Genomic DNA, 13,543 nt, shown 5'->3' on the forward strand with positions numbered 1-13,543 from the left:
AAGCCGGACGACTTGTCCGGCTTAATTTTTTATTTAATCAGTTCAACACTTCGCTTTACAAACTTATTCAGCGCCTCGCCTTTCAGCAGTCCGTTCGCCAATAAAGCCAAATCAATCAACTGACCAACAACCTTATTACCTTTTCCATATTCCTCCAATAACGAGTTCTTCTGCTTGTTCAGATCGGCAATCGTCTTGTTGTATTCACTCTTTCGATCTTTATCCACTTGAGGAATCTCCTCGTCTTTCTTACCCTTATTCAACTCGTCCAGCTCTGCCTGTTTCTTTTCAGTCTCCTTAATCTCGAAATTAATCGGCTCCAACTGGGCACTCATTTCCTTTTTCTCGTTTTCCAGGATTGCGTTCACCAACTTATGATCCGTGTTCACCACCAAAGTGTACTGATCGCCCATTGCCCCGTAGAATCCCATTCCCGGATTCATGGCTGCCATCTCTTTCATACGACGCATGAACTCAGAACGTGTCACAATCACCGGATCACCATTCTCACCCATCGCCTCAAAATTAACCATAAACATTCCTTCTTCCTTCGGTAACTGGGAAGTAAATACGGCACGCAATTCCTCTTGCTCCTCGTGACTCAAAGCAACCTCTTTTGTCTCTTCCTTCGGGATCAACTTGTCGATAACATCCGAATCCACCCGAACAAAACGGTGATCGGAATTCTTTTGTTCCAAATGGTTGATAAAGTGTGTATCCAACTGACCATCCATCAACAACACATCATATCCCTTACCCTTGGCAGTCTCGATATACGTGTATTGCTCTTTAGCATCCGTGGCATACAGGAACACCACCTTATTATCTTTATCCGTCTGGTTAGCTTTGATCAAGTTCTCGTACTCTTCATACGTGAAGTATTTCCCTTCCGTATTCTTGAACAAGAAGATACTCTTGGCTCTCTCGGCGAATTTTTCATCCGTCAACATTCCATATTGGATGAAAATCTTCAAATCATCCCACTTCTTCTCGTAGTCTTCCCGCTTATTCGTGAAAATATCATTCAAACTGTCAGCCACCTTTTTCGTGATGTGACTTGAAATCTTCTTCACGTTACGATCGCTCTGTAAATAAGAACGGGACACGTTCAACGGAATATCCGGAGAATCGATCACACCATGCAACAATGTCAAGTACTCCGGCACAATTCCTTCCACGGAATCCGTCACGTACACTTGATTACTATATAATTGGATCTTATTCTTCTGAATCTCGAACTTGTTGTCGATCTTCGGGAAATACAATATACCCGTCAGGTTAAAAGGATAATCCACGTTCAAATGAATATGGAACAACGGATCTTGAGCCATCGGGTATAATTCACGATAGAATTTCTCATAATCCTCCTCCGTCAGATCAGCCGGTTTACGGGTCCATGCCGGATTCGTATCATTGATCACGTTATCTTCCGTCGTATCTTTGTATTCCCCGTCCTTCCACTCTTTCTTCTTTCCTGAAATAATCTCTATCGGCAAGAACTTGCAATACTTGGTCAACAACTCATTCACCTTAGCATCTTCCAGAAAATCCTTCTCTTCCTCGCTGATATGCATGATAATATCCGTACCTCTCTCGGCCTTTTCCGTCTCTTCCAACGTGTATTCCGGATTTCCCTCGCATGACCATTTTACAGCCTTCGCCCCCTCTTTATAAGATTTCGTTACGATCTCCACCCGATCACTCACCATGAACGAAGAGTAGAAACCTAACCCGAAATGCCCGATAATAGCAGCAGCGTTATCCTTGTATTTGTTCATGAACTCCTCCGCACCGGAAAAAGCGATCTGGTTGATATACTTCTCCACTTCCTCCTGCGTCATACCGATACCGTTATCCGATACCGTCAGCGTCCCTGCCGCTTTGTCAGCCTTCACCCTTACCTTCAACTCACCAAGTTCACCTTTAAACTCCCCGTTCGAAGCCAATACTTTCATTTTCTGAGAAGCATCCACCGCATTCGAAACAATCTCTCTCAAAAAGATCTCGTGATCCGAGTATAAAAATTTCTTGATAATCGGGAACAAATTCCCTGTTGAAACTCCAATCTTTCCTGTTGACATAACTCTATATTTTTAATTTAATTATACTTCAAATTTTACGACAACTAAATGACAATAGTTATGCCAAACCCAAATTCCTGCCGATTTGACAGCCGCACCTTCACCTACAACAACTTTTTCATTATACAAAAATACCCCGGACTTTCATCCGGGGTACTATCTCTTTTTCAATCACGAAATCCTTACATCATTTAACGATCTTCATCAACGTCAAAAATATAATTTTAAAATACTCTTTCAAACATTGATTATCTATATACTTCATGTTATATCGTATCTTATCCGGCATAATTTGCTCCACGTAAGCCCGGTCCGGATCACTTGCTTGTCCCAAGATGGTATTTTCATCCGCATACTCGATAGAAGCATAATCCGTTATACCCGGCACTACTGCCAACACTTTACGCTGTTCGACAGAATACATATCCACATACTTCCTCACCTCCGGTCTCGGTCCCACCAAACTCATCTCTCCCCGCACCACGTTCAGCAACTGCGGTAACTCGTCCAGTTTATACTTTCTCAGGAAATACCCGACCCGTGTTACCCGTGAATCCTTTGCCCCCACGGTTATCAAACCCTTCTTATCCGCCCCGCTCGCCATGGATCGAAACTTAAACAACCGGAAATCCTTACCATCCCGCCCCACTCGCACCTGACGATAAAACACACCTCCCCGGCTATCCAACACGATACATAAAGCTATAATCACAAAAATGGGTGATAGAACTATCAAGCCCAATAAAGAAAAGAAAACATCACAAAAGCGTATCACGCCAAAACCTCTTCTACAGAACAAATAACAGCATCAATAACCGTTTTTACCATCTCCTCACTCAACCCATACCACACTGGTAAAGAAATCTCCCGGCAATAATTATCGTAAGCAACCGGATAATCTTCAATCTTATACCCCTTATTCTTAAATGCACTCAACAAAGGTAAGGGTTGAAAATGCACGTTTACCGAAACATCCTTGTCAAAAATCCGCTGAATAATCTCATCCCGTTGTTGCTCCGTAATTCCCTTCACCCGCAAACAGTACACATGATAAGAACTCTTCCGGTCTTCCGTTTCATAAATCGGCAATTCTGCCCATCCGTATCGGGCAAAAGCATCAGTATATTGATCATATATACACTTCCGGTAATGCAAAGTATCATCCTCGTAACGAGACAACTCCACCAAACCGATAGAAGCCATAATATCCGTCATATTCCCCTTAAAACCGGACACAAGCACGTCATAACGCCACGCCCCCTTTTTCGTCTTGGCCAGCGCATCCTTATTTTGTCCATGCAAAGTATATGTACATAAATACCTATACACCTCCTCGTTATCAAAAGGCTCCGGCAAATTCAACATGATCGCTCCACCCTCCGCCGTGGTCAGATTCTTCACCGCATGAAAAGAAAACACCGAAACATCAGCCAGGCATCCCGCTTTCCGCCCCTTGTATTCCGCACCTATCGAATGAGCCGAGTCCGACAAAATCAAAATCCTTCCCAATTTCCTCTGCTCTTCCGTCTTCGCCAGAAACAACGTTTTCACGTCCTCTGCCTCCACCAATTCAAACAACTCATCATACGCACATGGCATACCTCCCAAATCAACAGGCATTATCACCTTTGTCTTATCCGTGATCGCCTCCCTCACTTTCTCCAAACACACGTCAAAATCATCCGCATTCACATCCACCATCACCGGTTTCGCCCCACAATGCACGATCACATTCGCCGTGGCACAATACGTGTACGCCGGTACAATCACCTCATCCCCCTCCTGTACTCCAAACCACCGTAGTACAACTTCAAGCCCAACAGTATTCGAGTTTACAGCCAACGTCGCCTTGTTTCCACAATACGCTGTCAACCTCCGTTCAAACTCCTTCGTCTTCGGTCCCGTCGTAATCCAACCGGACTTCAAGGTATCAACAACCTCATCAATGACCTTCTGGTCAATTCTTGGTGGTGAAAATGGTATCATAATCAAAATTTTAAATCCTAAACACTCAATAATGTATCCAATATCTTCTCGCCTGCATCTCCATTACCATAGAGTCGATTTTCAAAACCCTCTTTATTTTTAAAGATCATAACATTAACACTACTGATAATCCTAGTAGGTTCACTTCCAGCAAGTACATTAAAACCTTTCTCGACTAATTCAACCCACTCTGTTTCATCTCGCATTGTCACACAATATTTTTCAAAAAAATATGCCTCTTTCTGTAATCCTCCACTATCAGTCATCACTAACTCACAGTTTTTCAACAGCCAAACCATCTCCAAATAGCCAACAGGATCGATAAAACAAATCTTACTTCTAGCAAAATCATAGTTAATCGCCAATAATTTTCCCTTTGTTCTTGGGTGTAAAGGCAATACAACAGGACATTGCTCAGAAATCGTTTCTAGGGCATAAAATATATTCTTCAACCGAACCTCATCATCTGTATTTTCTGCTCGATGTACAGTACACAATACAAATTTTGATGGGATAATCTCTTGAGGCATTCTTGCTCTATTCAAATAAAATAAAGCAGCATCCTGCATGACATCACCATTTTTTACAATATGACAATCAATATTATCATACCCTTCTAACTTCAAATTTTCAATTGCTTTATCTGTTGGACAAAACAAAACATCACTAATCCGATCTGTTAATATCCTATTAATTTCTTCCGGCATAGTCATATTAAACGAGCGTAACCCCGCCTCCACATGAGCCACTTTTATATGTAACTTTTTTGCAGCCAATGCACCTGCAAGTGTGGAATTAGTATCCCCATACACAAGAACCCAATCAGGCTTCTCTTCTAACAATACTTTTTCGATCTTTTCCAACATTTGCCCCGTCATGGCTCCATGACCCAACCCATTTATATTTAAATTATAATGTGGTTTCGGGATACACATTTCTTCAAAAAATACGTCACTCATGTTAGCATCAAAATGCTGTCCGGTATGCACTATTATTTCTTCAACATGCTGAGATTGTGTAAACGCTCGACTAACTACCGCAGCTTTTATAAACTGCGGACGGGCTCCAATAATTGTTACAAATTTCACGATCAGTCTACTATAAATAAATTACTACAAATTTTTTCCAATTCTCGACATATATTACAATAATCAAATCTGTTTATTTCTTCCTCCTTCGCATTATAAGCAACAGATCCTGTATTCATTTTATTTACGTATTGAGACAAGATATACCTTTTTAAATCATCTAAAGCACTTCGTTTTCCCACATATTCACATGATATGCCAACATTCAGCATGTTTATCAAAAATGTTAATTCCGCATTTGGTTTATCTCCAGTTACTAAACCTATTATAGGTTTCCGAGCATGCAAATACTCTAAAAATTTACCAGTTAAAATTCCTTGCTCTTGCTCCGTATTCCAACTCAAAACAACTAAAATATCCGAACACACCTGTAATTCCAAAGATTTTTGACGGTCAATAAAACCATGATTTTGTACAAATTTATACAAACTATCATCTTCTACTTGTAAAAGTAATTCTTCAAAATCATCTCCTGCGTAGTGAAACTCAACATTTCTCATATCTATTTTATTTTCACGATACAATTCAAGTAACGCTCGAAATAACATAGATAAATCTCTCAATCCTGAATACAAACCACCCGTATATGTAATAATTAATTTACAACTTTTTGATGCCAATGAATTTTGTAACTGGGGCATTTTATTAAAACCATTATAAAGTACCTGTACATCTACATTCTTACATTTATGACTTAATTGTTTCAATAATATGGCTTTTTGCCCTTCAGATACGACTGTTATTACATCTGAATTTTTCAACATTTTATTTTGAATCATTGTATATATTCCTTTATACACTTTAGGTGTAATCGTCGAAACAATCATATCTCGCATATCACTGATCCAATAAGTTGCATATCGTTTTCTTTTTACACAAAATCCTAATAAAAAAGAACTTAAAGGTCCATAAGAGGAAATAACAATGTCAAAATCCTTTGATTTACAGATTTTAGACAAAGCTTTATAAGCATTCCAAAACCAAAAAATATCCTGAAGCAAAGCAAATGAATGTCGTCTGAAAGCAATAATAGAACTTTTTGTTTTCTGATTTTTAGTATTACTCCTTAATGTTACATTTGTAATTCTTTTCCGTTTTAAACGTTCTAAAAAATTATTTTTACTTATTCGATAAACAACATACCCATTTCTAGCATCTTTTGTGTTATTACTAGATTCCCCGCTCGTCAAAACAGTTATATCATGTCCTAAATGGTATAAGTTATCTGCAAAATTAGTCGGTCTTATTGCACCAATCAGATTTTCTGGAGCAAATAATCTAGTGCATAATAGTATTTTCATTAAAATTAATTCTATTTTTTAAATAAAAAAAATATTCAGTGTTCATCCATGCTAAAACAATCCAATAATCCCGTGTTTTATCAATATCTAAAGTGAACATAACAACAAGCATTGCAATAAAAATAGAAGATAAAATCAAATTATTTCCTTTCATAATTCCATTTATCAAGGAAACTATGTAATAAAAAAATAATAACACTCCAATTATTCCATATTCAACAAAATATTGTAAATATTGATTATGTGTTATATTTAGTCTATGGGTATAATTATCTTTTATAGCAGCTCTTTCATTAGCCATCCCCATTCCTGATACAAAATATTTATCGATATTAGATAAATAATCTCCCCAAACATCTAACCTCCCAGCTCCCCTATCTTCTTTAGCTTTATCTATCGAAAATCTCAATTCTATAGCTGTCTTCATTTCAATAGGTAACCTTGTATAAAACCAGCCTAACATCACAACACACAAAAGAAAGATTCCTAATAAATGGAAAAATTTATATTTATGAATCAAGTAATAAAAGCCAGCCAATGCAAAAGCTAATATTCCACCACGAGACATCGATACAATAACTCCGACAAATGATATTAACATAACACCTATTGTCAAGACTCTAAAAAGGATCTTTTTACACTTATAATAACAATAAAGTCCGCCAAAAAAACTTATTATAGCCGAAAATGCCATTGCATTAGGATCCATGACGCCCCCTGAAACTCTTATTGTATTTTCGGCAATAAAGGTTCGACCTCCAATTAATAGTGTTACCACAAAACCTAAACTATAAAAAAAGATATAAATAAAGAACAGTTTTTTATCTTTCAACAAAAAATATGTCAAGACACAACTATATGCACAAAAAATAAAAAAACGTAGAATCGTATTTCCTCCCGCTTCAATCTCTCTCGAAAAATCATTTTGCAATCTAACAGAACTTTGTATTCCAAAATTCAATACATCAGGATTAAATACAAATATATAAATGAGAGTATGAAATGATATAAAACAAATTAGATATTTAAAACTTTTAGATAAATAGCTTTTCCGTTCTTTTACCAAAAGAACATAGTATATTATCAATGCTAAAGCTGCAAATAAAAAAAATTTAGACACATTTATTGATAAATGTTGCATCCCCTCCCCCCATGTCGCAAAAAAAGCTGAAAAGGAGACTAAAATATTTTTAAAAAAATATTGTAACTGATAAGAAGTATTTTTAACCAAATTAGACTGAACGCCAAATTCCATAATTAACTCATAATAATTGCTTTTCTAAATCAATCACAACATTAGAAATTGAAAACTTTTCTAGTTCACTCCCAAGTTCTTTTCCTCTTTGTTTACTGCATTTTGTACACTCCACAATTGTATCTATCCAAACCTCTTCTGGTTCACGCAATGAAACAAAATGAACTAAATCAGTAATTTTAACCTCTTTCGTAATAGAATCAGAAACTACACACGGTAAACTAGCAGCCTGTGCTTCAACTATCGTTACAGGAAAGCCTTCATGAAAAGAAGGTAATAAAAATATATCTGCCATTTGCATTAATGCTGAAATATCCTTTCTTTGTCCTAAAAAATATACACAATCACTTAACCCCATTGAATAAACCTTCTGTTTAATAGAATTTATTAATTCACCCTCCCCAACGAAAAATAAAATAAAGTCCATATGTCTATTCATAAATTTCATCATCAAGTTGAGTAAAAAAATATGATTCTTAACCTCAGAAAAACGACCAACATGTAATAAAACATGTTTATTCTCTATTCCCATTTGTTTCCGATATAGTTCTCTAATTCTTATATCAAAAGAAAATTTACTTATATCTATTCCATTATTTATTATCATTACGTTTTGCTGAGCAGTAAATTTTTTCCCATATAACCAATTTGCAGCATTTTTAGAACAAGCAAAAAATAAATTAGCATGCTTTAAATAAAATCTTCGATAGCAAGCATGCATTATAATCAAAACAAGTCGCTTAAATTTATTAGAACACTCAAAGCTACTACCATGAGAATGCAAAATTATTTTAGAATTTGAGTATTTCTTTATCACATTTAAAATAGTAATATTAGCAAATACACTCAAATTAATCCAAATATAATCATAAGAATTCTGTTTCAATAATCTCTTTAATTCATTTCTAAAACGAATTGGTTTATTACCCCACAAAGGTAGCCTATAAACACAAAAAGAGTCCAATTGATTTTCATAAAGACATTCACCTAAAGGTAATATTATATCTACACAAAACAAATCTTTATTCAAACGCTGAATAATAGATTTTATAATCATTTCAACCCCACCTAATTTATTTGACATCCCATAGATCAAAATTCTCTTCATTTATGTGTTATTTTATATAAACAAATCAATTTTTCAGCAATAGAATAATTAAGACAGAAAGAAATAGCTAACACTTTACGACAAAATGATATTGGAGAAAATAAAAGTAAAAAGATATTCTTCCGCAATTCATGCGTGTATTGATTAATAATCTTTTCCTTATTCACAATTTCACTTGAAATTCCATAATATGCAATTTTACTTAAAAAAGAAAAATAAGATCGAGCTTTTTTTACTTTTGCAAGAAATATAAGACGCTTATTTTTAGTTTCATTACACAATTCCACTAATCTAGATGTTACTTCTAACAAATCTAAATCTTTCAATTTCAATTGTCCCCGTGTAACACTTTCACTGCCCTGATAATAATAGTATACAACCTTATTCACAACTATCATTTTTTGAGCCATTTGTAGTAACTGAAAGTTTGTATTAATATCTTCATATATTATACCTACAGGAAACCTCAAATTGTCAAACAAGCTTTTTTTATAAACAAAATCACAAACTCCATATATACCCTCTTTTGTTCCTCGATACATGTATTCTAACAAGATATCTTCACCTTCAAATATCTTTTCTGTTATTTTCCCCTGCACAAAATGAATATTCCCATTAGTCTCTATCCTTTTAGCACGTACGACATCGCTTTTGGTTGATTCTAATCTCGCAATTAAATATTCATACATATCAGCAACAACCCAATCATCACTATCAACAAAACCTATATATTTACCTTGTGCATTATCTAGACCAACATTTCTCGCAGAAGATGCACCCCCATTAATTTTATGAAAAACTCTTATTCTTTTATCTTTATCTGCGTACTCATCACATATCAAACCAGATTTATCTGTGGAACCGTCATCAATTAGTAATAATTCATAATCCTTAAAAGTTTGTCGCAAAATAGAATCTAAGCATCTAGACAAAGTATTTTCTACATTATATACTGGAACGATTATACTTAATTGCATAAAACTACTATCTTAATTTATAAATCATCGCTTTTATTTTAGCAGGAGTTATTGTTATAATAAACATTACTATAGCAAAAACATATGAAAAAAAACCATAATGCAATTTTTTATTAATCATAAAACGATCTTTAAGCATACTCCAAGCTCTTTTTAATCCATTCCTTCTCTTGAGAAAAAAATCTTCCGTAATTCTAAAATAAAGTACAGTATTAGGAATATTAGCAAAATGACACCCATTCAAAAAGCCATCTAACCATAACATTGTATCTTGATTTTTCCGATATTTATCACGATAACCGCACACTTTATCGAAATAGGTTGACCTAAACATAACCGCAGGATGGGCTAAAGGATCCCTATATCTAAAAAATCTAAAACAATCATGATGTGATAACGGATACATAATTCTCTTATTTCTTAATTGAGTATACTCATCAATTTCTTCGATGGCACCACCGACCACATCTATTTCAAGATTATTTTGCAAAAACTTTATTTGATATTCAAAACGTTTTTCTTCTGCAACATCATCTGCATCCATTCGTGCATAATAAGTTATTCCCAATTTTTTAGCTACTGAAATTAAATCATTTAAAACACATGCCAACCCCCTATTAGATTTAAAAAAAGAAACATTTACATTTTCAAATGAATCCAAATGATTTAAATAATCATGAACTTCCTTAGTAATTATCCCATCTACCCCTATCAAAAGGATGTAATTAGAATATGTCTGCTTAAAAATACTATCTATTGCTAATCGTAAATACTCTAATTTATCTCCATTATAAACAGGTAACAATACACCAATAACAGTAGAAGTATCCATTATTTAAAATATTCTTTATACCAAGTAACAAAAGAATTAATACCATCTGATAAATCAACTTGAGGCTTATAATTAAAGTCTTGCTCGAGTTTATTTGTATCTGCCCACGTTTTAACAACATCTCCAGGTTGCATTCCAACGAATATCTTTTTTACTTTTTTTTCAAAAGAATTTTCCAACAATTCTATAAATTGGAGCAGATTCTCTGCTTTTCCTCTCCCGATATTATAGACATCATTTAAATGTAAACTATGACCTCGCATTACCAAATATATACCATAAACGATATCATCGATATAGGTAAAATCTCGAGCTAATTCTCCTTTATTAAAAATTTGAATTACCCCACCTTCTTTTATTGCTTTAGCAAATAACATTGGAGCCATATCAGGTCTTCCCCATGGACCATATACAGTAAAAAAACGTAACCCGATGGTATTTATTTGATACAAATGAGAATATACCGCAGCCATTAATTCATTACTTCTTTTAGTCACAGCATAAATACTAACAGGGGCATCAAGTAACTGATTTTCTAATAAAGGAAAATCTGTAGCATCACCATACACAGAAGAAGAAGATGCATAAACAACTTTTTTACATTGGTAGGATTTACATGCTTCCAAAATATTCAAGAATCCTGTTATATTTGAATGAATATAAGCATGAGGATTCTCTAAACTATAACGAACTCCAGCTTGTGCTGCTAAATTAACAACCAAATTAAAATGATATTTTTCAAAGAGGCTATTTATCAATACTTGATCTGCAATATCCCCTTTTACAAATTTATAATTATCAAATTTACTAGAGGTAATAATCTGTCTATCTTGTATATTCTCAATTCCACATTCTTTCAAACGATTTAATTTCAAAACAGGATTATAGTAAGAATTAATATTATCAATACCTATAATCAAATACTCTTTAACTTGAACTAGTTTTTGGATTAAAGAAAAACCAATAAAACCAGCGCTCCCCGTCACCAATATTACCATATTCTTTTATTTATCCTATACATTCGTATATAAAACCATTTTCCAGCATCTCTCTTCGATTATATATATTTCGACCATCTAAAATCACTGGTGTATTCATCGACTTTTTCACAATATTCCAATCTGGAATTCTAAATTCTTTCCATTCAGTTAGCAGCAACAAAGCATCTGCTCCAATCAATTTATCATACATATTTTCAGCATAGGAAACTTTTTTACCTAAACGTTTTTTTGCTTCAGGCAAAGCAATTGGATCATAAACTGCCACTTCACATCCTGCCGTCAAAAGAAGATCAACAATCACTAATGAAGGAGCTTCTCTCATATCATCAGTATCAGGCTTAAACGCTAATCCCCATATCACAATTTTTTTACCATTCAAATCTCCATGATAAAAACTTGAAAGTTTTCTAAAAAGAACTCTCTTTTGAAGCCCATTTACTTCTTCAACAGCCTCAAGTACTCGCATTTTATATTGATAGTCAGAAGCTGTTTGAATAAGGGCTTTAACATCTTTGGGGAAACAAGATCCTCCATATCCACACCCCGGATATAAAAATTTATTTCCAATCCGTAAATCCGACCCTATACCTTGACGAACCATATTCACATCAGCACCTACTAATTCGCACAAATTTGCAATATCATTCATGAAGGAAATTCGAGTTGCTAACATAGAATTAGCTGCATATTTTGTCATTTCTGCCGAAGGAATATCCATAAAAATAACACGGAAATTATTTAACATCAATGGTCGATATAACAAGCTCATTAATTCCCTAGCTCTTTCTGTTTTTGTTCCAATCACAACTCTATCAGGTTTCATAAAATCTTCTATTGCAGAACCTTCTTTCAAGAATTCAGGATTAGAAGCTACATCAAATTCAACATCCACTTTTCGTGAATTAAGTTCCTGTTGTATAGCCTTTTCTACTCGCATTGCCGTACCAACAGGCACTGTACTTTTAGTTACAACTAAAAGATATTTGTTTAAATATTTCCCAACAGCATGGGCTACATTTAATACATATTTCAAATCAGCTTTTCCATCCTCATCAGGAGGTGTACCAACAGCACAAAATAATATATCAACTTGATTTACAACTTTACTCAAATCTATTTCAAAATGTAAACGTCCTGCTTTTACATTTCTACTTACTAATAAATCTAAATTAGGCTCATAAATAGGAATGATTCCTTCTTGTAGTTTTTCAATCTTTTCATTATCAACATCTACACACGTAACATCTATTCCCATTTCCGAAAAACAAGCCCCCGTAACGAGACCAACATATCCCGTTCCTACTATCGCTATTTTCATTTTATATGTTTTTATTCAAATCCTTAATCTTTTTAGCAGGATTTCCAGCAATAACACAATATCCTTCTAAAAAACTTTTAGTAACCACACTCCCTGCACCAACAATTGTTTTTTCACCTAAAACGACACCAGGCAAAATGACAGAATTCATTCCAATCCAACAATTCTTTCCTAAAACAATATCCTTTGGTTCACTTCTTTGATCTAAATTATCAAGATCATGATTTTGTGTTATCATCCCAACATTCGATGCAATATAACATCCTTGTCCTATAATAATCTTCCCACAACCTTGAAAATAATTACCCATCATTTGAAAATTATTTAAGTCATCCATGTGAAATTTTATATTTTCACTCTTAACAACAATTATTCGATGTGAAACAGGCCAAGGAGTCTTTTGATTTATTCCTCCAATTTTTTGCCAAATAAAACTAGACCATATCCATTTCCATCCATCTGCCCCTGGAGAACAAAACCAACGTGAATTCAAATCTAAGGATGGAAATAGTAAACGGGCAAAAATTTTACCAAACAAAAAATATCCAACTAATTTAGCATAAAACAAAGGACGAGTTATATATTTAATCATTTGC

At 34.5% G+C, this 13,543-nt stretch carries 12 protein-coding genes; all 12 read right to left on the reverse strand.

The window, feature by feature from the left end; genetic code table 11:
* Positions 1–29: 29 nt before the first annotated feature.
* Complete coding sequence (gene htpG, locus I2I33_RS03825) at positions 30–2,081, reverse strand: molecular chaperone HtpG (protein ID WP_087419912.1); 2,052 nt, start codon at positions 2,079–2,081, stop codon at positions 30–32.
* Between the two features lie 187 nt (positions 2,082–2,268).
* Positions 2,269–2,856, reverse strand: coding sequence for a sugar transferase (locus I2I33_RS03830; RefSeq protein WP_087420610.1), 588 nt, complete (start codon positions 2,854–2,856; stop codon positions 2,269–2,271).
* A complete protein-coding gene (locus I2I33_RS03835) occupies positions 2,853–4,070 on the reverse strand; it encodes a DegT/DnrJ/EryC1/StrS family aminotransferase (protein ID WP_204247531.1) in 1,218 nt (405 codons plus the stop codon). Before I2I33_RS03835 ends, I2I33_RS03830 begins: the two co-directional genes overlap by 4 nt.
* A 14-nt stretch (positions 4,071–4,084) precedes the next feature.
* The gene (gene wecB / locus I2I33_RS03840) at positions 4,085–5,155 is read right to left on the reverse strand and encodes a non-hydrolyzing UDP-N-acetylglucosamine 2-epimerase (protein ID WP_087419910.1); all 1,071 of its coding nucleotides are present in this window, start codon (positions 5,153–5,155) and stop codon (positions 4,085–4,087) included.
* A gap of 2 nt (positions 5,156–5,157) precedes the next feature.
* Positions 5,158–6,456 (reverse strand): hypothetical protein, encoded by a 1,299-nt coding sequence (locus tag I2I33_RS03845; RefSeq protein WP_087419909.1) that lies wholly within the window; start codon positions 6,454–6,456, stop codon positions 5,158–5,160.
* On the reverse strand, positions 6,434–7,711 hold the full coding sequence (locus tag I2I33_RS03850; protein WP_087419908.1) for an O-antigen ligase family protein: 1,278 nt from the start codon (positions 7,709–7,711) through the stop codon (positions 6,434–6,436). The genes I2I33_RS03845 and I2I33_RS03850 overlap by 23 nt, the downstream gene beginning before the upstream one ends.
* A 7-nt stretch (positions 7,712–7,718) precedes the next feature.
* The gene (locus I2I33_RS03855) at positions 7,719–8,819 is read right to left on the reverse strand and encodes a glycosyltransferase (RefSeq protein WP_087419907.1); all 1,101 of its coding nucleotides are present in this window, start codon (positions 8,817–8,819) and stop codon (positions 7,719–7,721) included.
* Positions 8,816–9,796, reverse strand: coding sequence for a glycosyltransferase family 2 protein (locus tag I2I33_RS03860; RefSeq protein WP_087419906.1), 981 nt, complete (start codon positions 9,794–9,796; stop codon positions 8,816–8,818). Before I2I33_RS03860 ends, I2I33_RS03855 begins: the two co-directional genes overlap by 4 nt.
* Before the next feature lie 7 nt (positions 9,797–9,803).
* Positions 9,804–10,628: a glycosyltransferase gene (locus tag I2I33_RS03865; protein ID WP_087419905.1), complete on the reverse strand. Its 825-nt coding sequence runs from the start codon at positions 10,626–10,628 to the stop codon at positions 9,804–9,806.
* A complete protein-coding gene (locus I2I33_RS03870) occupies positions 10,628–11,626 on the reverse strand; it encodes an NAD-dependent epimerase/dehydratase family protein (protein WP_087419904.1) in 999 nt (332 codons plus the stop codon). The genes I2I33_RS03865 and I2I33_RS03870 overlap by 1 nt, the downstream gene beginning before the upstream one ends.
* A gap of 10 nt (positions 11,627–11,636) precedes the next feature.
* Complete coding sequence (locus tag I2I33_RS03875) at positions 11,637–12,947, reverse strand: UDP-glucose dehydrogenase family protein (RefSeq protein WP_087419903.1); 1,311 nt, start codon at positions 12,945–12,947, stop codon at positions 11,637–11,639.
* A gap of 1 nt (position 12,948) precedes the next feature.
* Positions 12,949–13,539: an acyltransferase gene (locus I2I33_RS03880; protein ID WP_087419902.1), complete on the reverse strand. Its 591-nt coding sequence runs from the start codon at positions 13,537–13,539 to the stop codon at positions 12,949–12,951.
* Between the last annotated feature and the right edge of the window lie 4 nt (positions 13,540–13,543).

It is taken from the genome of Butyricimonas sp. BSD2780061689_150309_C8, from assembly GCF_015560935.1.
Taxonomy (GTDB): domain Bacteria; phylum Bacteroidota; class Bacteroidia; order Bacteroidales; family Marinifilaceae; genus Butyricimonas; species Butyricimonas paravirosa.

Excerpts from the sequence above, each read along its gene's own strand:
- htpG (WP_087419912.1), bottom strand. The coding sequence starts at position 2,081 with ATGTCAACAGGAAAGATTGGAGTTTCAACAGGGAATTTGTTCCCGATT.
- I2I33_RS03845 (WP_087419909.1), bottom strand. The coding sequence starts at position 6,456 with ATGAAAATACTATTATGCACTAGATTATTTGCTCCAGAAAATCTGATT.
- I2I33_RS03850 (WP_087419908.1), bottom strand. The coding sequence starts at position 7,711 with ATGGAATTTGGCGTTCAGTCTAATTTGGTTAAAAATACTTCTTATCAG.
- I2I33_RS03855 (WP_087419907.1), bottom strand. The coding sequence starts at position 8,819 with ATGAAGAGAATTTTGATCTATGGGATGTCAAATAAATTAGGTGGGGTT.
- I2I33_RS03860 (WP_087419906.1), bottom strand. The coding sequence starts at position 9,796 with ATGCAATTAAGTATAATCGTTCCAGTATATAATGTAGAAAATACTTTG.
- I2I33_RS03865 (WP_087419905.1), bottom strand. The coding sequence starts at position 10,628 with ATGGATACTTCTACTGTTATTGGTGTATTGTTACCTGTTTATAATGGA.
- I2I33_RS03870 (WP_087419904.1), bottom strand. The coding sequence starts at position 11,626 with ATGGTAATATTGGTGACGGGGAGCGCTGGTTTTATTGGTTTTTCTTTA.
- I2I33_RS03875 (WP_087419903.1), bottom strand. The coding sequence starts at position 12,947 with ATGAAAATAGCGATAGTAGGAACGGGATATGTTGGTCTCGTTACGGGG.
- I2I33_RS03880 (WP_087419902.1), bottom strand. The coding sequence starts at position 13,539 with ATGATTAAATATATAACTCGTCCTTTGTTTTATGCTAAATTAGTTGGA.